Origin of the sequence: Flavobacterium daemonense (genome assembly GCF_007341385.1) — a bacterium.
Taxonomy (GTDB): Bacteria; Bacteroidota; Bacteroidia; order Flavobacteriales; family Flavobacteriaceae; genus Flavobacterium; species Flavobacterium daemonense.
Map to the genome: position 1 here is coordinate 268,537 of NZ_VJYD01000003.1, position 20,758 is coordinate 289,294.

The window sequence follows — 20,758 nt, forward strand, 5'->3', positions numbered from 1 at the left end:
AAATTTTTATTTTCAAATAAGGCATTGAAAATCAATCTCGTTTTTTAAATGCGATACTTCAAAACAGAATTAAATACAAATGATGTCTTAAAATATTTGGAGTGAACGAAAAATAGTAGTAATATTGCATCCTCAAACCGGTCCTATAGCTCAGCTGGTTAGAGCACCTGACTCATAATCAGGTGGTCCCTGGTTCGAGCCCAGGTGGGACCACAGAGAACACTTAAAAAGCCTTATAAACATTGCGTTTGTAAGGCTTTTTTATTTCTAGGGGACGAATGAGGGGACGAATAATTTTTTGTCACTAAGAGATTTTATGTCATCTTACTTATAAAATGACATAATGAAGGCAGTCTAAATAATTAAAAAAGGAATAAAAAAAGCCAAAATGTCACTTTTGACATTTTGGCATAATATTTGTGGGAAAAAAACTAATGATTTGTCGAATTTTAGTTTTTTTATTTGTTTTGAGGCTTACAATCTTACTTCAGACCAAAACTAGATTGTTAGTCATCGATTAAGTGCGATATTTTCCCGATATCTGGCGCAAATATATACGTTATTTGTTAATAACAATGTTAAAAAGTGTAATAATTTAAAAATATCCGTCGTAAATAAAATTTAAAACTTTCGTAACGCCTTATAAATAACTGCATGAGTGGTTATTATTGGCATTGGTTTTTTTTTGAAAATTTTAAATTATAAATTAAAAGTACGATGAATAACATATCGGATTATTACAACTTAGGCAGTCAACAGCCTAATCTAAATTTTGTTGACATTGTTTTAGATAGAGATAATTTGCTTTTTATAGATCCGAGGCTTATTGAGGCTTCTGAGGATTTAGAGATGAAAAAAATGCAACTCTATATTGAAGCTTTTTGGGGAGAACTTGTAAAAAGAATTCGTTCAAAGGATGTTAAGAAGATTTATTCTATTTTATCTGGTTTGAAAGAGCCTCGTGAAACTCGTTTAGGCTATTCTTTTAGTAAAAGCTCAGGTAACTCTGTTGCAAGTAAATTAAAAGCAAAAATAATTGATGCTATTACAAGGAACAAAGCCGTTCAAAGTGGAGTTCTAAGCCATTTTTCAGATGTTGAATTGTTTATTGAGGACATTAGTTCGGATAGGATTTCAGATATCACTACAAAAATTGTTAAATCGGTGCTTATAGAATATACACAAGAGCAATGTAGGTTAAATGGTATATTGATGACTACGGTTAAACAAGATGATATTTTTGATAAAGAAAAATTAAAATGGATTCGAAAGGACTGTGAATTGCCAATTTTCCATGGTAAACCAATTATTTTTGTTCCAAAGGAAATAGTTCGTTTGGAAAGTGGTGCTGGAAGTAATGTTGCTTGTTTTTATAGATATGCAGTAAGACATTTTATAAAACATGATGCTTCAATGATGGAGGATGTTAGTCCGAGTGGGAAAGATGGGGAGATTCTGTTGAAAGATGTGAAAGCAGAATATCCGCTTTCTAAAGAGTCTTTGACTAATTGGGGTATTAAGTACGGAAAGCTTTTGGTTGATTATAAAACTGACCATTTGAATAATCGCTTAAGACCGTTAACTGATTTAGAAATAATGAATATCGTTTACAAAGCAGACGATGATATTTCGCAGGTTAGTTAATTTCTTTTATTAAGATTTAAATTTAAAAGCAGGCAAAGCCTGCTTTTATTTTGTCTGCTATTTACTGAAGGATTATAGTTCAATTTGATCATTAATCTGTTGTTTTCTGTTTTGCTTTAAGATTTCAGCAAATGCGGGATTAAGATTGATGAAATTAAAAACGATATCTTTAATAATTTGCTTGACATTTTTTCTTTCTTTTTTATTTTCAATTTCATTAGTTTTTTCTAGAATATCGCTAAGTGATTGTCCGTTATAAATTAATAATGCTAATAAATACTCTCCAACAATTATGTCTTCGTTGCCTGAATTATATGTTGCGAATTTTATGTCTTTTGGTAGTTCTTTTAGTTTTGTATTATTTGAAATCATATTTTTTTTTTTTAGTTTAGTTAGTTATCGCTTTGTTTTTATCATCCAATCTTTTGTATAGTGGTAATGTTTGTCTGTTTAGATTTATCATTTTTACATTTATAATAAGTCTATTGCTGTGGTCTTTTACTTCAAATTCTTTTAAGACAGCATCTAATTTTTTAAATTCTTCTACATAACTAGAATCTGTGTAAAAATCAGTGTATAGTTCTGAAACTTGTCTTGAACAATTCCAAACTTGGCATTTGAATTTATCATTGTTCTTTGTAACGTATTTTGTCACATAAGAAGCGATTGACCTGATATTATTTGAATTTAATTCTCGAACATCAAAAGCAGAAGATGGTTTGTAATTCTCGTCTCTCGGAATTACTCCATTTTTCTTTTGCAAGCCAAGCCAGTAATTCCACCATTTTTCAATTTTCCAATATTTGTTGGTAATCATGTGAAAGTGAATATTTCCATTGAACATGTCATTTTTTGTTTGTCGTTCCGCAACCCACAGATATTGAAAATTCACGCTTCGCTTTTTTACGTTGTCAATAAACTTGCGTAAAATGTTTACTGCTTGTTCGTCTGTAACTTTGTTTAAAAATGTAAGCGTTACGAAACTTAGTTTTTTGTGACATCTTGCAAAGCAAATGAGCTTCTTTCTAATTTTTTGCTTTGAGCGTTTTGATAAAAAACGAAGTTTTATTTCTTTGGTCTTTTCGGCTTTTGGTTTGCTTGCTGTTGCTTCTTTCTCAGTTTTTTCTTTTGGCGGTTGCTTTTTGCGTTGTAATGCCGAGCCTGTAAACTCTTCTTTTGGAATTATACCAAATTCCCGAACTGAAAAAGCAACACTTGTTCCGTATGTATTTTTGACTATCATAATCTGAATCGTTGTACATTAATTAAAACCATTAAAAGGTTATTTATTAAAAGTTGTTAATTAAAGGTTCTTATTTTTAAAGGTTAAAAAAAAAGTAGGGTTTAAATAAATGGCGGTATAAAATTGCCTTTATGAAAGCGTTTTAAATATTTGCCTGTTCTACGTTCGTAAATATTCATATACACCCAGTTTGAATGCTCTTTATTTAGAAACATCGAAAAGCCATTCAGTTTATGAACGTAATTCCATTTTTTAGGTTTAGGCTCGTTTTCAAAAAAGACAATAACAGAGTAGTCGTTTTTCTTAGTTTCCATAACGACCTCCTTTCATTGTTGAAGTGTTGATTTGACTTAAAGAATTATTGATTTCTTCAAATTTGTAAAGCACACGATTTCCTATTCGATGTGCTTGAATAATTCCTGTTTTAGTCCAGTCGTGAAGTGTGGGTAATGAGATACAAAGAAAATCAGCAGTTTGTTTTCTTGTAAGTAGTTGTGGGTTCTTTTGTTCAACAACAGGAACAAAATGTTTTAACTGATTTAAAATTGCTTCTTCTACAATTTTTTTAAGCTCAGGAAGCTCGATTGTGGTAAACATCATTTTTGTCATTATTTTACTGTATTTAAGTTTTTAATGACGCAAAGATGTTATGAAGTGTAGCGAGGGGTAAGTCGTGGGGTAACCACAACGTTTAGTTTAAAGCAATTTTTTATTGAGCTAATTGCTTAAATCTTTTATAGTAGCTTTTATGTATTAGGGAGTTTTGCCTTTTTATTCTATTGGGATAATAAGTCTATCTTTCGCTTCAATAGACCATTGAACTTGCCATGTTTTCCCGTTAATTTGGTCAAGCAAAATGAAAGTCCAAGTGTTTTGGGTTGGATAAAGGGTAAATCTGCCACTTATTTCATTTTCGATTGTCACTAGAGAAATTGAATTTAAGTTTGTTTCAAAGCGATTTTGAGCCTTTGTGTCAAATTGAACTTGCCACATTTGTCCATTTTTTGTGTTCAATTTGATGAATGTCCATATATTCTGTGTTGGAAAAAGTTTGTAAACAGTATTTGTATAATCTTGTTTTTCTGTTTTATCATCATTGAGCGTACCTTTTTTTGCTTGAACTTGCGCAAGTAAATTCGTTGTGGCTAGTGTACAAATTAAAACTACTATAATCTTTTTCATGGCTTGGTATGTTTTGGTTATTGTTATAGTTAAGATTGTTGTCCTGTCATAACCTTGTTCTATAATTCTTTTAGATCTTTTTTGATTCTATTGGAAATTTGTTCTAATCCTTTGTTTTCAAATAATTGTATCACTTTTTCGAAATTGGTTTTAGTTCTTACTTTATTTTTTCCGGCGTATAGATGTGAAAAAGATTTTCTAATGTTTTCAGCACCATACCCTAAAAATTCACCGAGGATTTCTGCACATTTGTCATTGTCATTTCCTCTAGTATCCAATCCTAAATAATGGAGAGTGATTAATTTTTGATTAAGTGTGAGGTCGTTATTTTTTACAATTTTGTTTGTGGCTGTTAAAAGCTCATTGAGCCATTCATAGTATTTGAAAAGTTCAATTGATTGTTCTACAGATTTTTGTTTGATTTTAATTGATTCATTATTGTCATTTTGTTTCTGAATAATAGAGATTACTTTGCCATTATTTAAGTATTCATAAAAAGCTTCGTTAAAAATTATTCTATCAAAATAAACGTTCTCAAAACTGAAAATTTTAGGAGATTTATTTATTCCAGAAGCCTGCGACTTCCCTCTAAATGAAATATAAGGGATGTTATCTACATAATCCTCAATTGCTTTAATCTCAAATTCAATTGACTTTTTTTTATTTAAACTTTTTTCTGTTGCTGAATCGAACTTTTGTTGAAGTTCTAAATATGTAATTATAGTCATTAGTTAAAAAATGGATGAGTTAGTAATTTGTCTGCATTTTGTTCCTGGGTGATTCTTATGTATTGCATAAAAGAACGCTCTGTTTTATGTCCTGTAATTTTCATTATTGAAATCGCTGGAATGTCTGCAATATATAAATTAGTTGCAAAACTTCTTCTAGCGGTATGTGTTGAGATAAGTTTGAATTTTGGCAATACAGATTTTTCTACTTTTCCGCCACGAGTGATAGTAGTTTCTACTAGTTCTTTTATTTTTGCTAAGCTTGCAACATCTTTTAAATAGCTGTTCATTACTTGATTCGTGTAAGCTACAGGAAGTTTATTTTTATACTTTTTTAAAATCTTTCTAACTGTTTTGTGTAACGGAATTGCGACACGTTCACTAGTTTTTAAAGTTCTAATGAAAAGCATTGTGTTATCACTATTTATATTTTCGGGTTGTATCTGCGTAAAGTCAGAAAACCTTAAACCAGTATAACAGCCAATCAAAAACAAATCCCTTACTTTATCTAATTTTGGTGTTGCTGATAGATTTAGTTTTTCAAATTGTTGAAGTTCTTTGATGCTTAAATATACCGTGTCAGCTTCTTCACGAATAGTTTTAAATTTCTTTTTTCTAAATTCTAGATTTTCGTTTATTCCTCTCTCCGTAGCTTCATTCATAAAAGATTTTATAGTCTTTATATGCTTACCAACAGTATTAGCAGACAATTTGTGTTCTTGCGCAAGAAATGCCGTATAATGATTATAAAATTCTAAAGTGACATTTTCGAAATCAATAGTTTTGTACTTAGATGAATACTCTTTTAGATATTTGAAAGTAGTATTGTAAACTTTTATTGTGCCCTCTCTTTTGTTCAATTTGCTTTCTTCGATATAATTTTCGACAAAAGTTAGGAAGCTTTTCTTTTTAGGTTTTAAACGGTGGTCGCTTAATTCGTTTTCAATTTCCTTTTTTAGTAAAATATTTGTTGGCTGAATGCCATCATTCAATAGTCTACGAAAAACGTTTTTAATTGCGCTTTCAATTTTATCAAGCCTAGTATTGAATTCAGGATATTCTTTAAACTGCTTTGTTTCTTTGGCTCGCTGGCTTGTTGGATTCCAAAATTTAGGATTTATGCTTTCACCAGTAGAGTATTTAAATCTTGAGTACTGATAGTTATAAATTAAATAGACCAAAGTGTTATTTTTGGAGCTAGGTTCTTTGAGTATAAATTTTGCTTTTGCCATATAAACAAATATATACAAAAATTGATAGGGGACGAATGAGGGGACGAATTTTTTTATTTTAGTCTTTTTTGCTCAAATTTTATTTTATCGAAATATCAGTAATTATAAGCTTTAAGACCAGTAAATACGGTAAAATAGGATAAAAAACGATAAAGTTATCAGTGGTGCAGGTGGGACCACAATAAGAAAAAAGCTTCATAATTTTTTATGAAGCTTTTTTTTTTGTTTTAACAGTTGCATTTTTCCAAAATTCTTCTACATTTGTCGGGTGAAACTCTTTAAATTCAAGGGTTTGTACGAAATTTCATAAAGACCCCAAGTCTAATTTAATATCGCTTGTCAGTGGCAAGTTTAAACTTATGAAGATTAAAAAAACTATTTTTTTTGCGTTTTGTTTTACCCTAATGAGTACTTCAGTTCTTTTAGCAAATCCTGATCTTCCTGAACCGCCTGCGCAAGCAGCTCGAGGTACTGCGCAAACAGCTAGTGCGCCGCCGCCGCCGCCGCCAGGAGCTATTGATCAAAATTTATTTCTTTTAGGGACTTGTGCCTTATTATTTGGTCTATACGCAATTCGCAAATATGATTTCATAAAAAAAGATTCAATATAAATTGAATCTTTTTTTGTTTTAAGAATGTTTTCTTATTTGTTGATAGCGTATAATCGAGAGATGTATTTTCCGACAACATCAAATTCAAGGTTTATTTTTGTTCCTACTTTGAAATTTTTAAAATTGGTGTTGTCAAATGTATACGGTATAATTGAAACGCTGAATTGATCAGTTTTTGAATTCACAACCGTAAGGCTAACTCCGTTTACGGTAATAGAACCTTTTTCTATAGTAATGTTGCTAAGGTTTTTGTCGTATTCAAAAGTGTAATTCCAGCTTCCGTTTGCTTCTTCAATTTTTACACAGGTTCCGGTTTGGTCTACATGACCTTGTACAATATGACCGTCAAGACGGTCGCCAAGTTTCATGCCGCGTTCTAAATTGACGATATCGCCTTCTTTCCATTCTCCGATATTGGTTTTTAAAATCGTTTCGTCAATTGCAGTTACGGTATAAAATGAATCTTTGATGGCAACAACGGTCAAGCAAATTCCGTTGTGCGACACGCTTTGGTCAATTTTTAATTCATTAGTAATAGACGAATCAATTGTGATGTGAAGATTGTTTTGATCTTTCTCTATTTTATGAACCCTTCCTAGGGTTTCTATAATTCCTGTGAACATTGTTGTTTTATTTTACTAAATTTGCACATCAAAATTAGTAATAAATAAGCTGAGCTCATGAACAAAAAAGCAGAAAATATAATTGTTGGAATTTCAGTAGGAGATTTAAACGGTATTGGAAGCGAAGTTATACTGAAAACATTCGAGGATTCTCGTATGCTGGAGATGTGTACGCCGGTTATTTTTGCAAATGCTAAAATATTGTCTTTTGTAAAAAAAAGCTTTACATCTTCGGTTCAGTTTCATGGTGTAGATAAATTAGAACAGGTTTTGCCTGGAAAAGTTAATGTTTTCAATCTTTGGAAAGAAGGAGTTGATATTAACTTTGGAAAAAATGATGAGAAAATTGGAGAGTATGCTATTAAATCTTTTGTAGCGGCCACTAAAGCATTGAAAGAAGGTTTGATTGATGTTTTGGTTACGGCTCCAATTAATAAATATAATATTCAGTCAGAGGATTTTAAATTTCCGGGGCACACTGATTATTTGGATAAAGAATTAGAAGGTGATGCCTTGATGATGATGGTGCAGGATAATTTGAGAGTAGGACTTTTGACAGATCATGTTCCGATAAATGAAGTGTCTTCACATTTGACGGAAGAATTAATTACAAGAAAAATTGAAACAATCAGAAAATCACTAATTCAGGATTTTAGTATTGTAAAGCCAAAAATTGCTGTATTGGGGTTAAATCCACATGCAGGTGATGGCGGTGTTATTGGAAAAGAAGATGATTTGATTTTAAAACCAACTTTGAAGAAAATTTTTGATGCCGGCACAATGGTTTTTGGGCCATTTCCAGCTGATGGTTTTTTTGGAAGCGGTCAATATGAGAAATATGATGCTATTGTAGCAACGTATCATGATCAGGGATTAATTCCTTTTAAAACATTGTCTTTTGGCAAAGGGGTAAATTATACAGCCGGTTTAAATAAAGTAAGAACTTCGCCAGATCATGGCACTGCATATGACATTGCGGGAAAAGATATGGCAGATTTCAATTCGTTTAAGGAGGCAGTTTATCTTGCGATCGATATTTTTCGCTCGCGTAATCAGTATGAGGAGATTAGCCAAAAACCTCTAAAAATAAAAGAAAAACAGTTATAAACAAAAAAAGGTCAATAAGATTATTAGTTTTATAATAATTTTATATCTTTGCACCCCAATTCAGATATCTGTTTACAGATGCGGATTGTTCAAATTGATGTTGAAATGAGCAAAACAAAAGAATTTTTAATTCCTTTCGTAGGATTAAAACTAGGAAAACACCATTTTGAGTATCAGGTAAATAATAAGTTCTTTGAGGACTTTGAGTATAACGAATTTCAAAGTTCGGATATCAAAGTAAATTTGGTTTTAGATAAAAAAAGCACAATGCTTGAGTTGGATTTTAAACACAAAGGGACCGTAAATGTACCTTGTGATCTAACTGGCGAAGAGTTTGATCTTCCTATAAAAGGGAAAATGAAACTGATTGTTCGTTTCGGTGAGGAGTTTAATGACGACAACGAAGAGCTGCTGATTTTGCCACATGGAGAGTTTGAAGTAAATGTTGCACAATACATTTATGAAATGATTGCTCTTTCGGTGCCGCTAAAACGAGTTCATCCAGGAGTAAAAGACGGAAGCTTAGAAAGCGAAGCTTTGAAAAAATTAGATGAATTAAAAGTAAAAACAGTCAAAGACAAAAAGGAAGAGAGTAAACAAGAAGAAGATATTGACCCGCGTTGGGAAAAATTAAAGAAACTATTAACGGATAAATAATATAGTAAAATGGCACATCCTAAGAGAAAAACCTCGAAAACAAGAAGAGATAAGAGAAGAACACATTATAAAGCTACTGTAGCTCAAATCGCTACATGTCCAATTACTGGAGAAGCACATTTATACCACAGAGCTTACTGGCATGAAGGTAAAATGTATTACAGAGGACAAGTTGTTATCGATAAATCTGAAGCGGTTGCTTAATACGTTTTTGTAAATTATACTAGAACTCTCACATAGTGAGAGTTTTTTTTGTTGGTTATAACTTTCTTTTTTAAAGAAATTATCTACAAATTAATTTCGTTTTTTTTTGTAATTTTCAAGTCTTTTAAAAATTTTTCAAATACACCGTATTTGGAAGGAAATAATAGAATATAATGAGTACAATCACAGCCGCAATTACCGCTGTTGGAGCTTATGTTCCAGATTTTGTTCTTTCGAACAAAGTACTGGAAACTATGGTCGATACCAATGACGAATGGATTACCACTCGTACCGGAATTAAAGAAAGAAGAATTCTAAAAGATGCTGATAAAGGAACCTCGTTTCTTGCAATAAAAGCAGCACAAGATTTAATAGCGAAAGCAAAAATCGATCCTTTAGAGATTGATATGATTATAATGGCAACAGCTACAGCAGATATGCCAGTAGCCTCTACAGGAGTTTATGTTGCAACAGAAATTGGAGCTACTAATGCATTTGCTTACGATTTGCAGGCAGCATGTTCAAGTTTCTTGTACGGAATGTCAACTGCGGCAGCTTATGTTCAGTCAGGACGTTACAAAAAAGTTTTATTGATTGGAGCTGATAAAATGTCTTCAATTGTAGATTACACAGACAGATCTACTTGTATTATTTTTGGAGATGGAGCAGGAGCAGTTTTGTTTGAACCAAATTATGAAGGCTTAGGTTTGCAGGATGAATACTTGAGAAGTGATGGTGTAGGACGCGATTTTCTAAAAATTTCTGCCGGAGGTTCTTTAATTCCAACTACAGCAGAAACTGTTGCAAACAGACAACATAATATTATTCAGGACGGAAAAACCGTTTTTAAATATGCCGTAACTAACATGGCAGACGCTAGCGAATTGATCGTAAAAAGAAACAATTTGACTAATGAAGATGTAGATTGGCTAGTGCCACATCAAGCAAACAAACGTATTATTGATGCTACTGCAGGCAGAATGAACCTTGAAGATTCAAAAGTATTAATGAATATTGAAAAATATGGTAATACGACTTCAGCAACATTGCCGTTAGTAATAAATGACTTTGAACACCTATTCAAAAAGGGAGATAATATTATTTTTGCCGCTTTTGGCGGTGGATTCACTTGGGGATCTATTTACCTAAAATGGGCTTACGACACAAAATAAATCAAAACTAAAAACGAATCATTATGGATTTAAAAGAAATTCAAAACCTAATCAAATTTGTAGCAAATTCGGGAGTTGCTGAAGTAAAGTTAGAAATGGATGATGTAAAAATCACTATTAGAACAACTTTGGAAACAAATGTAACTGAGGCTACTTATGTACAGCAATTGCCAGCTCAAGCGGCATTGCCTCAAGCTGCTGCTCCACAAGTTGCTGCTCCAGTTGTTGTAAATGTAACTCCAGAAGCACCAGCTGCTAACGATTCTAAATATGTTACTATAAAATCTCCAATCATTGGAACATTCTATAGAAAACCATCTCCAGACAAACCAGTTTTTACTGAAGTAGGAAGCACTATCGCAAAAGGAGATGTTCTTTGTGTAATTGAAGCAATGAAATTATTCAACGAAATCGAATCAGAAGTTTCAGGTAAAATTGTAAAAATTCTTGTTGACGATATGTCTCCTGTAGAATTTGACCAACCTTTATTCTTAGTTGATCCATCATAAATAAATTTAGATTTTAGATTTTAGATTTTAGATGATCTGCAGAATTAATATCAGACATCTAAAATTATCTAATTATCAAATTGTCTAATTATCTAATTAAAATAAGATGTTTAAAAAAATATTAATTGCGAATAGAGGAGAAATTGCACTTCGTGTAATTCGTACATGTAAGGAAATGGGAATTAAAACTGTTGCAGTTTACTCTACAGCCGATGCGGAAAGCTTACATGTTAAGTTTGCTGATGAAGCGGTTTGTATTGGTCCCCCTCCAAGTAACTTATCGTACTTAAAAATGTCAAATATTATTGCTGCTGCAGAAATTACAAATGCAGATGCAATACACCCAGGATACGGTTTCCTTTCTGAAAATGCTAAATTCTCAAAAATTTGCCAAGAGCACGGAATCAAATTTATTGGTGCGGCTCCAGAAATGATCGACAGAATGGGAGATAAAGCTTCTGCAAAAGCTACAATGAAAGCAGCAGGAGTTCCTTGTGTGCCAGGTTCAGATGGATTATTAGAATCTTATGAGCATGCACAAAAAGTAGCTAAAGAAATTGGCTACCCAGTGATGATGAAAGCTACTGCTGGTGGTGGTGGAAAAGGAATGCGTGCCATCTGGAAAGAAGATGAGCTTTTGAAAGCTTGGGAAAGCGCACGTCAAGAAGCTGCTGCGGCTTTTGGAAATGACGGAATGTACATGGAGAAACTTATTGAAGAACCACGTCATATCGAAATTCAAGTTGTTGGAGATTCTTACGGAAAAGCATGTCACCTTTCTGAAAGAGACTGTTCTGTACAGCGTCGTCACCAAAAATTGACTGAAGAAACACCTTCTCCTTTCATGACAGATGATCTTCGTGCAAGAATGGGTGAAGCTGCTGTAAAAGCTGCCGAATTCATTAAATACGAAGGAGCTGGAACTGTAGAATTCTTGGTTGATAAACACAGAAACTTCTACTTCATGGAGATGAATACTCGTATTCAGGTGGAGCACCCAATCACAGAGCAAGTTATTGATTATGATTTGATCCGTGAACAAATTATGGTTGCTGCCGGAATTCCAATTTCAGGAAAAAACTACCTTCCACAATTACACGCTATTGAAGTTCGTATTAATGCTGAAGATCCTTATAATGATTTTCGTCCTTCACCAGGAAAAATTACTACGCTTCATATGCCAGGAGGACACGGAGTTCGTTTAGACACTCACGTTTATTCTGGTTACAGCATTCCACCAAATTACGATTCAATGATTGCTAAGTTGATTACGACTGCACAATCTCGTGAAGAAGCTATCAGCAAAATGCGTAGAGCTTTGGATGAATTCGTTATCGAAGGTGTGAAAACTACAATACCTTTCCACAGACAATTAATGGATGATCCAAAATATATTGCAGGAGATTATACAACTGCGTTTATGGATACTTTCAAAATGAATAGTCAAGAATAATTTTTAAGGCTGCCGATTTCGGCAGCCTTTTTTAATTTTAATAGAAACCCGATGCGTAAAAACGCATCGGGTTTTTTGTTTTTATACAAAAGGAAACACTTAAAGTGTGTAAAAATTACACATTCGATTAAAGAATTACACACTTTTTGCAATTGATAAATTTTGGCACAATGTTCTAAATCTCTTTAAAAATAGGGGGTTATGGACGATTGAACTATGTTTTTGCATTACGGCATAATAATTTCATTATCTAAAGCGTAAACAACTACGAACAAAACTAAAATTTACATTATGAAAAAGATATTATTATCAGCCGCTATTGTTTTGGGAAGTTTGACTTCATTCGCAGCAAATTCTTCAGTTGGAGATTCTATTATAAAAACAAATTCAATTCAGGATGAATATACTGAAATCAAATTAGAAGAATTGCCAACTGCAGTTACTGACGCTTTGAAAAAATCGTTTCCAAATGCAGTACTTAGTAAAGCATATAAAAACGCAAAATCAGAATACAAACTAGATGTTACAGTTGGTGAAAAAGTGGGAAATCTTTTTGCTAACGCCGATGGAACTTGGATTCAAAAATAAGCCAAGTGCTTAAATAAAATTAATTAACTCTATATATACACACTATGAAAAATTTATTCTTATCAGCCGCAATCGTTTTGGGAAGTTTAACATCATTTGCTTCAACTTCTCCAATTAAAAGTACAATCGTAAAAACTATTTCTGTTCAAGATGAATATACAGAAATCAAATTAGAAGAAGTTCCTGCTGCAGTTACAGCCGCACTTAAAAAAGCTTATCCAGATGCAGTGCTTTCAAAAGCATACAAAAATGCTGCTTCGCAATATAAACTTGACGTTACTGTAGGTGATAAAGTAGGCTCTGTTTATGCAAATGCAGACGGGACTTGGGTTAAAAAATAAACCTTTTTTGTTCCAATCAAATTAACTATTTACTATTAAAATACACTATTATGAAAAATTTATTTTTATCAGCCGCAATCGTTTTGGGAAGTTTAACAACATTTGCTTCAACTTCTCCAATCAAGAATACAATCGTAAAAACAATTTCAATTCAAGACGAATATACTGAGATCAAAGTAGAAGAAGTTCCTTCTGCAGTTACAAACGCGCTTAAAAAAGCATATCCAGATGCAATCTTGTCCAAAGCATACAAAAATGCAACGTCTCAATATAAATTAGAAGTTACAGTTGGTGACAAAGTAGGTTCTCTATATGCGAACGCCGATGGATCTTGGGTTAAAAAATAATTCGCTAACTAAAAAAAACTATCATTATGAAAAAGATAATCTTATCGGCAGCAATCCTATTAGGAGGGCTGTCACTACAAGCCACACCGACCGCTGCAATTAATCCAGCGAAAGAATCTGTAAAATTTCAAGATGAGTATAAAGAAGTTGATGCTGTTCCGGCAGCTATCAAAACAGCTTTAGACAATGCTTATCCTGGTGTAAAACTTGAAAAAGCATACGTTAACGATAAAAAAGAATATAAAATCGAAATTATCGTTAGAGATGTAAAGTCAGTAGTTTACACTGACGCGCAAGGAAATATTCTTAAAAAATAAAAATAACTTAAAACTATCCCCACTATGAAAAAGTTAATCTTATCGGCAGCTGTCGTTTTTGGAAGTTTGTCAATCAATGCTGCAACTAGTGTTGCAAAAACCGAAATGGTTAAATCAGTAACTATTCAAGATGAATATACGGAGATTTCTACAGATGCTGTTCCGGCGGCAGTTAAATCGACTATCGAGAAATCTTTTGCTGGTACAAAACTTGAAAAAGCGTACAAAAACGCTAAGAACGAATATAAACTCGTCATAGCGAGCGGAGAGAAAAAGTATACTTTTTTTACGGATGCTTCTGGGAACATCATTAAAAAATAGAGCATTATGAAAAAGTTAGCCATCACAGGAGCTGTTATTCTGGCAAGTTTGTCTATTCCTGCAAATGCGGAGACTATTCCAACCAAACTTAACACGTCCGTTTTTGTTCAAACAGAATACACAGAAATTACTGCAGATGCTGTTCCGGCGGCTGTAAAAACTGCTCTGCAAACTGCTTATCCAAATGCAAAATTGGAAAAAGCATTTGTAAACGATAAAAAAGAATACAAATTAGAAATATCAGTTAAAGATCAGAAGGCTACTGTTTACTCAGATGTCAATGGCAATTGGCTGAAAATATAATAAATATATTATAAATATAATTAGGTGAATTAGATTTATGTTTTTGGTGAAAAAGAGATTGCTTGTAGCAATCTCTTTTTTTTTGCATAATTTTGTGAAAATACAAGTTTAATAGTATTATTTTAGCAAAAAAGACCCTAAAAACAGATGTCAAAAATATTATTGATAGAAGATGATATTTCGTTTTGTAAATTATTAGAAAAGTTTCTAATAAAAAAAGCATACGAAGTTACCGTAGCCTTCTCTGCAGCCGAAGCCAGATCAGCAATCAAAAACGAATCATTTGATTTGATTTTGACAGATCTTCGTTTGCCAGATTCTGATGGTATCGGACTTATGACTGAAATTAAAAATGCGTATCCTAACATTCCAGTTGTTTTGATGACGGGGTACTCTGATGTGAATACGGCCGTAAAAGCGATAAAAAACGGCGCAGCAGATTATATTTCGAAACCTTTTAATCCTGATGAGGTTTTATTAGTTATCACAAATGCGCTTCAAAATAAGGATGTTGAAGAAGTGGCTTCGAAAGAAAAAAAGCCTGCAAAAAAACAGGTTTCAGGTGAAAACGAATTTGTAAAAGGAATTTCTGTTGCTTCAAGAAAATTATTGGATCATATTCAGCTAGTAAGTCCAACTGATATGTCGGTTTTGATCATTGGCGAAAGCGGCACAGGAAAAGAAATTATTGCAAAAAGCATTCATCAGCAAAGCACTCGAAAAAACAATAATTTTATTGCGGTTGACTGCGGAGCAATTCCGAAAGAATTGGCGGCAAGTGAATTTTTTGGACATTTAAAAGGTTCTTTCACAGGCGCAATCAGTGATAAAATGGGTTATTTTGAAGCTGCGAATGGCGGAACTCTTTTTCTGGATGAAATTGGTAATCTTTCGTATGAAAATCAAATTCAGTTGTTAAGAGCGCTTCAAGAGCGAAAGATAAAACCTGTTGGAAGCAATAAAGAAATAAACGTTGATATCCGAATTATAACGGCTACAAATGAAGATTTGCGCGAAGCAGTAAAAAACGGCGATTTTAGAGAAGATTTATACCATAGAATCAATGAATTCTCTATTTTGTCACCTTCATTAAAAGATAGGGAAGAGGATTTGATGGTTTTTGCCGATTATTTCCTCGAAAAAGCCAATCAGCAATTAAATAAAGATATAGTCGGATTCTCTCCAGAAGTTGTTGCTATTTTTCAAAAATACAATTGGCCAGGGAATTTACGCGAACTTCAAAACTGCGTAAAGCGTGCGACACTTTTAACGCGTGGCAGTTATATTGAAAGCGAAGTTTTGCCTGCTGAATTTTTTCAGATTCAAAAACAAAATCCTTCCGATAATTCGATGAATTTTTCATTATCAGAGAATGAAAAAGAAACTATTATGCATGCGCTTTCAAAAACACAGAATAATAAGTCTGAAGCGGCAAAATTGCTTAAAATTACCAGAAAGACGCTTTACAATAAATTGAAGCATTACAACATCGATTAAGTTGTAATTTCGTTATTCAAGATTTCAAAAAGCGAAGCGATTTTTGCTTTTAAGTTTTTGAATATGGTTTTTACTTCAGCAATCTCAAATTCATTTTTTTCTAAAACGGTTAGAATTCGGGCAATTTCGCTAGCGTCGATTTGCTTGAACATGGGTGCGATGCGATGCGCAATTGAATTTATTTCTGCTGCATTTTTTTGTGCAACAGCAACTTCAAGATGAACCAAGTTTTCATTAGTGCTTTCGATAAATGATTTTAAAACCTCGTTTAAAGCATTTTTATCATTTGCCAAAAATTCTTTTAAGGTTTCAAGTGAATAAAGTTTTTCAGATGCACTTTTTGCTGTTTCGGTTGCGTCAACTTTTGGCAGATGATCATTTTCTAAAATCAACTGGATAGTTTCCAGCAGTATTCTTGGCGAATATGGTTTTTTTATGACAGTCGTGAAACCGGCATCCGCATAAACATTTGTATCAAGATCAGTTCGACCGGTTAAGGCAATTACGGGTTGATTTTTATAAACCGATGTGTTTTTAAGTTTTTTCAAAAACTCAAATCCATCCATTTCTGGCATTTGAATATCGGTAATGACGAAATCAAAATTGGTTTTCTGAATCGCTTCGAGCGCTTTTCCAGCACTGTTGAATGATAAAACCTGATGTTTTTCCTGTCTTAAAACACCACTTGTTAAATTCAGAAGATTAATGTCGTCATCAATAACAATAAATGTTTGTGATTGGCTTTTCGTCGAAATGGTTTTTTTAATCTCATCGACCGTGTTTGTACTCGTGTCAAATAAAAGTGGAAGCTGAATTTCGAAAGTGCTTCCTTGTCCAAAAACACTTTCTAATTGCAATGTTCCGCCTAAAATCGAAATTATTTTTTGGCATATTGATAATCCTAAACCTGTTCCGCCATATTTCTTTTCGATGCCTTCGTTTGCTTGCGCAAATTCTTCAAAAACAAATTTCTGATTTCCTTTTTCAATACCAATTCCGGTATCTTCTATCGTTATGACAAAGAAATCATTGTTTTCTGCCAAGTAAGCGCTGATTTTTATATAACCTTCTTCAGTGAATTTATAAGCATTTCCGATAATGTTGCTTAAAATCTGTTTTAGTCGGAAAGGATCGCCAACAATTTTCGATTTTAGCTTTTCATCAACATTAATGATTAAATCAATATTTTTTTGTTTGTACACGGTCTGAATGCTTTTAGCGACTTCATCAATTATTTGTGGCAACGAAAAAGGTACTTTTTCAATTGTAATTTTTCCTGCTTCTATTTGCGAAAAATCCAGCAAATCCTGAACTAACTGCGTAATATATTCAGATGAGTTTTTGATATTGTCAATGAAATAAGACTGTTTCGTGTTGACATCAGAATTGCTTAAAAGTTCTGAATAGCCCACAATAGTGCTTAAAGGCGTTTTTAAATCATGACTAACCGTCGAAATCAATTGTTCACGGCTTTTCAGCAGGTTTTTTGTCTTGAAATTCGCAATCTCAAGTTGTTTTTTGTACAACTGTGATTTTGAATAATCGCTCACAATTAAAACTGAGAAAAATAGGGTCAAAATTAATCCGGCAATTGCCGATGCCGTTACAATTTCGTTGACTTTTTTAAGTGATTTTTCTTTTAGTGAATTGTTTTTTATGGAGTTGATGATGATTTCGCGTTCAATAATTCGGAGCACTTTTCGAAGTTGTTCTGAAATGGCGATTTCATTTTTCAGCAGTTTGTTTTCTTCAAAATTTAAAGATTCTCTTTTCTTTTCGGCTTTTAGTTTTACGGTGCTTAAGAGTTTTTTGGAATTGGCCAAAATCGAATCCGATGCTTTTTTGCTCAAAGTATTCGTGCTGTCGTCAGGAATGTTTTGGTTGAGGTAATCAACGTATTTTTGAAGGACATTTTTTTGGTAAGCGCCAAGCTGATTCGGGTTTTTAGTAAAATCCTGAAGTTCTAATTTTCGGAGTTTGAACTCCATTTTTGTAATTTCATCAATAGCCGAATTGACCGAAACTTCATCATCGGCTTTGTTTTTTATCGTTTTGAGCTGTTGTATGTTTTTTGTTTTTTCTGAAAGTAAATAAGTGACGCTGTCCAAAAGCACTTTTTGATAATCTGTAGTAACAATTTGCTTTAAAGTGTCGATTCTGGCGCGCAGCGAATCACTTTCAATCACATAACTTTTAAAATCTTTTTCGGAGTTGGTCTGAATTGTTTTTCGGGCTAAACTTTCGGTTTTATAAACATTCGAAAATAATTTGCTGACTCTTAAAATCTTGTTTTTTTCGAGTGCAATTTTATCTTCTAATTTATTATAAACAACATTTTCAGAATATAAAAACCAACCTACAGTCACCACAAGCGCCAATAGCGCAACATAACTAAAGAGCACTTTGATGGCGGTGTAACTTTTTTTGCTCTCCATAGATTGTTTTTGTTGGGATTGAGAAGTTTTTAAATTCGAATTCACTGCAATTTATTTAAAAAAATCTGTTTTAAAAAGAGAAATCGAGCTTAAAGTGTTACATAATTCAAAGGTTTCAAAAACAAAATAGCCACAGATTATATAAAAATCTGTGGCTATTAAATGCTTTAAAAAACGAATTTTATAATGTTTCGCTCAACCATTTAAAAAATTCACCTTGCCAAACTTGTGCATTTTGCGGTTTTAAAACCCAGTGATTTTCATCAGGGAAATAAACAAATCGGCTTTTGATTCCTCTTAATTGCGCAGCTTGGAAAGCTTCTTGTCCTTGTCCAATTGGCACACGGAAATCTTTTCCTCCTTGGAAAATCAAAATTGGACGGTTCCAGTTTTGCACCAAAGTTGCAGGATTGAAAGTCGTGTACGATTTTTGTGCAACAGCATTGTCTTTTTCCCAATATGCTCCACCAAAATCCCAGTTGTTGAAGAAAACTTCTTCAGTTGTTCCCAACATACTAACAGTATTGAAAACACCATCATGAGCAATAAAAGTTTTGAATCGGTTGTTGTGAATTCCAGCTAAATAAAATACTGAATATCCGCCGTAGCTTGCTCCAACGCATCCTAAACGGCTTTTGTCAACATAGCTTTCTTTTGCAACATCATCGATTGCAGAAAGATAATCGTCCATAACTTGCCCACCCCAATCTTTACTGATTTTTTCATTCCATTCAACACCATGTCCAGGCATTCCACGACGATTTGGCGCTACTACTACATAGCCTTTAGCAGCCATTAAAGAGAAATTCCAACGGTAAGAATACGATTGTGTCAAGGCACTTTGTGGTCCGCCTTGGCAATACAATAACGTTGGGTATTTTTTTGAAGCATCAAAATTTGGAGGCAAAATTACCCAAACCAACATTTTTTTACCGTCTGTTGTAGTAACATAACGTCTCTCTGTTTTGCTTAATGCTAAAGTTTTATACGTATCTGTATTTACATTTGAAATTTGTTTCCAAGTGTTTTTCTTCAAATTATAAGAAAAAATTTCAGCCGCATGATTCATATCTGTTCTTGTAACGATGATGTCATCACCAACAAAACCAACTAAATCATTCACATCAAAATCACCATTTGTAATTTGGCGAACGTTTATTGCCATTTTTGTCAAGCCTGGAAAATTAACTGTAAAAAGTTGTTTTGTACCATCAACAGCAGCTACAAAAAAGACATTTTTACCGTCTTTGCTCCAGATAAAATGATCTACAGTTCCGTCCCAATTTGCAGTTAAGTTGGTTTTGATTCCCTTAAAATCAACAATAATGTCGTTTTTATCAGCTTCATAACCATCACGTTTCATTTGCAACCAAGTTAAATTTCCTGTTGGAGAAAATTGCGGCGCAGTATCGTAACCTAAATTATCTTCGGTTCTGTTTATCGTTTTTTGAGTTTCTAAATTGTACTCATAAATGTTTGTGTTTGTAGAAATTGCATAGTCAGTTCCGGCTTTTTTCTTGCACACATACAAAATGCTTTTTCCGTCTGGCGACCAGATATAATCTTCGTCACCACCAAAAGGCTTTTGTGGAGAATCAAAAGTTTCACCTTTTAAAATATCAATTCCTTTAGCGCCATCTTTGTTTTCTTTATAAAAAACATGGTTAAATTTTCCTTCGTTCCAAGTGTCCCAATGACGGTAATCTAAACCATTATAAATTTGAGCATCTGATTTTGTCAGATTTGGATAAAAATCTTTTCCTAAAACGCTTTCGATTTTTACTTCGTCATTATAGACTAAAAATTTCCCGTCTGGCGAAATATTTTTGTCTTTTAAAATCTCTTTTGTGTCTTTGATTTCAGTCGCTGTTCCACCATTTACAGGGATTGTGTAAAGTTTAGAATTCGATTTGTTTTCTTCTATGGAAGGTATTGAAACCTTGAAAACAACATTTTTTTCATCTTTCGAAAGTCCGAGTGGTGTCACTCTTCCCAATTTCCATAACAATTCCGGTGACATCACATTCTGTCCGATAGCGTTTAAACTCATCATTATTAAGGTTGTTACTACTACTTTTTTCATAATAAAAATTCTATTTTTTGTGGAGCTAAAAATACAACATTTAAATTCCAATCTGTTAAATTCCAAATTCCAATTTATTGTTAAAATTCTATGCCGTTTTTCCGCCACGAATTCACGAATTTTTTTGATAAACTTTGAAAATAAAAAATTCATGAATTACT

Annotated in this window: 25 protein-coding genes and 1 tRNA gene; 16 read left to right on the plus strand and 10 right to left on the minus strand. The window is 33.0% G+C overall.

Going from position 1 to position 20,758, the window contains the following annotated elements; translation table 11 throughout:
• The first annotated feature begins 139 nt into the window (after positions 1-139).
• Positions 140-213, plus strand: a tRNA-Ile gene (locus tag FND99_RS05605).
• A gap of 504 nt (positions 214-717) precedes the next feature.
• Complete coding sequence (locus FND99_RS05610) at positions 718-1,644, plus strand: hypothetical protein (protein ID WP_144336995.1); 927 nt, start codon at positions 718-720, stop codon at positions 1,642-1,644.
• Between the two features lie 72 nt (positions 1,645-1,716).
• On the opposite strand, the gene FND99_RS05615 is transcribed toward FND99_RS05610, so the two are convergent.
• From FND99_RS05615 to FND99_RS05645, 7 genes are all read right to left on the minus strand, one after another.
• On the minus strand, positions 1,717-2,016 hold the full coding sequence (locus FND99_RS05615; protein WP_144336996.1) for a hypothetical protein: 300 nt from the start codon (positions 2,014-2,016) through the stop codon (positions 1,717-1,719).
• Between the two features lie 16 nt (positions 2,017-2,032).
• Complete coding sequence (locus FND99_RS05620; protein WP_144336997.1) at positions 2,033-2,887, minus strand: rolling circle replication-associated protein; 855 nt, start codon at positions 2,885-2,887, stop codon at positions 2,033-2,035.
• A gap of 101 nt (positions 2,888-2,988) precedes the next feature.
• Entirely contained in the window at positions 2,989-3,201 is a 213-nt protein-coding gene (locus FND99_RS05625; protein ID WP_144336998.1) for a hypothetical protein, read from the minus strand.
• Complete coding sequence (locus tag FND99_RS05630; protein WP_162615539.1) at positions 3,191-3,487, minus strand: helix-turn-helix domain-containing protein; 297 nt, start codon at positions 3,485-3,487, stop codon at positions 3,191-3,193. The genes FND99_RS05625 and FND99_RS05630 overlap by 11 nt, the downstream gene beginning before the upstream one ends.
• Before the next feature lie 171 nt (positions 3,488-3,658).
• Positions 3,659-4,069, minus strand: coding sequence for a hypothetical protein (locus FND99_RS05635; RefSeq protein WP_211356620.1), 411 nt, complete (start codon positions 4,067-4,069; stop codon positions 3,659-3,661).
• 59 nt (positions 4,070-4,128) lie between these two features.
• Positions 4,129-4,797 (minus strand): hypothetical protein, encoded by a 669-nt coding sequence (locus FND99_RS05640; RefSeq protein WP_144337000.1) that lies wholly within the window; start codon positions 4,795-4,797, stop codon positions 4,129-4,131.
• The gene (locus FND99_RS05645) at positions 4,797-6,029 is read right to left on the minus strand and encodes a site-specific integrase (RefSeq protein WP_144337001.1); all 1,233 of its coding nucleotides are present in this window, start codon (positions 6,027-6,029) and stop codon (positions 4,797-4,799) included. Before FND99_RS05645 ends, FND99_RS05640 begins: the two co-directional genes overlap by 1 nt.
• Positions 6,030-6,388: 359 nt before the next feature.
• Between FND99_RS05645 and FND99_RS05650 the strand changes: the two genes are divergently transcribed.
• The gene (locus tag FND99_RS05650; RefSeq protein WP_144337002.1) at positions 6,389-6,640 is read left to right on the plus strand and encodes a hypothetical protein; all 252 of its coding nucleotides are present in this window, start codon (positions 6,389-6,391) and stop codon (positions 6,638-6,640) included.
• Between the two features lie 32 nt (positions 6,641-6,672).
• On the opposite strand, the gene FND99_RS05655 is transcribed toward FND99_RS05650, so the two are convergent.
• A complete protein-coding gene (locus FND99_RS05655) occupies positions 6,673-7,263 on the minus strand; it encodes a riboflavin synthase (RefSeq protein ID WP_144337003.1) in 591 nt (196 codons plus the stop codon).
• A gap of 57 nt (positions 7,264-7,320) precedes the next feature.
• On the opposite strand from FND99_RS05655, the gene pdxA reads away from it, so the two are divergent.
• The 13 genes from pdxA (at position 7,321) to FND99_RS05720 (ending at position 16,079) form a co-directional block, all read left to right on the plus strand.
• Positions 7,321-8,370 carry a 4-hydroxythreonine-4-phosphate dehydrogenase PdxA gene (gene pdxA / locus FND99_RS05660; RefSeq protein WP_144337004.1) on the plus strand — a complete coding sequence of 350 codons (1,050 nt, stop codon included), beginning with the start codon at positions 7,321-7,323 and terminating at the stop codon, positions 8,368-8,370.
• A 105-nt stretch (positions 8,371-8,475) separates the two neighbouring features.
• Positions 8,476-9,027 (plus strand): YceD family protein, encoded by a 552-nt coding sequence (locus tag FND99_RS05665; protein WP_144337005.1) that lies wholly within the window; start codon positions 8,476-8,478, stop codon positions 9,025-9,027.
• Positions 9,028-9,036: 9 nt separating this feature from the next.
• Positions 9,037-9,231, plus strand: coding sequence for a 50S ribosomal protein L32 (gene rpmF, locus FND99_RS05670; RefSeq protein WP_008465217.1), 195 nt, complete (start codon positions 9,037-9,039; stop codon positions 9,229-9,231).
• Between the two features lie 173 nt (positions 9,232-9,404).
• Positions 9,405-10,403, plus strand: a complete 999-nt coding sequence (locus FND99_RS05675; RefSeq protein ID WP_144337006.1) for a beta-ketoacyl-ACP synthase III — start codon at positions 9,405-9,407, stop codon at positions 10,401-10,403.
• A gap of 23 nt (positions 10,404-10,426) precedes the next feature.
• Complete coding sequence (accB, locus tag FND99_RS05680) at positions 10,427-10,912, plus strand: acetyl-CoA carboxylase biotin carboxyl carrier protein (RefSeq protein ID WP_144337007.1); 486 nt, start codon at positions 10,427-10,429, stop codon at positions 10,910-10,912.
• A 106-nt stretch (positions 10,913-11,018) separates the two neighbouring features.
• Positions 11,019-12,365 (plus strand): acetyl-CoA carboxylase biotin carboxylase subunit, encoded by a 1,347-nt coding sequence (gene accC, locus FND99_RS05685; protein WP_144337008.1) that lies wholly within the window; start codon positions 11,019-11,021, stop codon positions 12,363-12,365.
• Positions 12,366-12,656: 291 nt separating this feature from the next.
• Positions 12,657-12,953 carry a hypothetical protein gene (locus FND99_RS05690; protein ID WP_144337009.1) on the plus strand — a complete coding sequence of 99 codons (297 nt, stop codon included), beginning with the start codon at positions 12,657-12,659 and terminating at the stop codon, positions 12,951-12,953.
• 44 nt (positions 12,954-12,997) lie between these two features.
• Complete coding sequence (locus tag FND99_RS05695) at positions 12,998-13,294, plus strand: hypothetical protein (protein WP_144337010.1); 297 nt, start codon at positions 12,998-13,000, stop codon at positions 13,292-13,294.
• A 50-nt stretch (positions 13,295-13,344) separates the two neighbouring features.
• Complete coding sequence (locus tag FND99_RS05700) at positions 13,345-13,641, plus strand: hypothetical protein (RefSeq protein ID WP_144337011.1); 297 nt, start codon at positions 13,345-13,347, stop codon at positions 13,639-13,641.
• Between the two features lie 26 nt (positions 13,642-13,667).
• Complete coding sequence (locus FND99_RS05705; protein WP_144337012.1) at positions 13,668-13,958, plus strand: hypothetical protein; 291 nt, start codon at positions 13,668-13,670, stop codon at positions 13,956-13,958.
• Positions 13,959-13,982: 24 nt separating this feature from the next.
• On the plus strand, positions 13,983-14,279 hold the full coding sequence (locus FND99_RS05710) for a hypothetical protein (RefSeq protein WP_144337013.1): 297 nt from the start codon (positions 13,983-13,985) through the stop codon (positions 14,277-14,279).
• Between the two features lie 6 nt (positions 14,280-14,285).
• On the plus strand, positions 14,286-14,582 hold the full coding sequence (locus FND99_RS05715) for a hypothetical protein (RefSeq protein WP_144337014.1): 297 nt from the start codon (positions 14,286-14,288) through the stop codon (positions 14,580-14,582).
• 147 nt (positions 14,583-14,729) lie between these two features.
• The gene (locus FND99_RS05720) at positions 14,730-16,079 is read left to right on the plus strand and encodes a sigma-54-dependent transcriptional regulator (RefSeq protein WP_144337015.1); all 1,350 of its coding nucleotides are present in this window, start codon (positions 14,730-14,732) and stop codon (positions 16,077-16,079) included.
• On the opposite strand, the gene FND99_RS05725 is transcribed toward FND99_RS05720, so the two are convergent.
• Both FND99_RS05725 and FND99_RS05730 read right to left on the minus strand, forming a co-directional pair.
• On the minus strand, positions 16,076-18,514 hold the full coding sequence (locus tag FND99_RS05725) for a hybrid sensor histidine kinase/response regulator (protein ID WP_144337016.1): 2,439 nt from the start codon (positions 18,512-18,514) through the stop codon (positions 16,076-16,078). The genes FND99_RS05720 and FND99_RS05725 overlap by 4 nt on opposite strands.
• Before the next feature lie 181 nt (positions 18,515-18,695).
• The gene (locus FND99_RS05730) at positions 18,696-20,597 is read right to left on the minus strand and encodes a S9 family peptidase (protein WP_144337017.1); all 1,902 of its coding nucleotides are present in this window, start codon (positions 20,595-20,597) and stop codon (positions 18,696-18,698) included.
• Between the last annotated feature and the right edge of the window lie 161 nt (positions 20,598-20,758).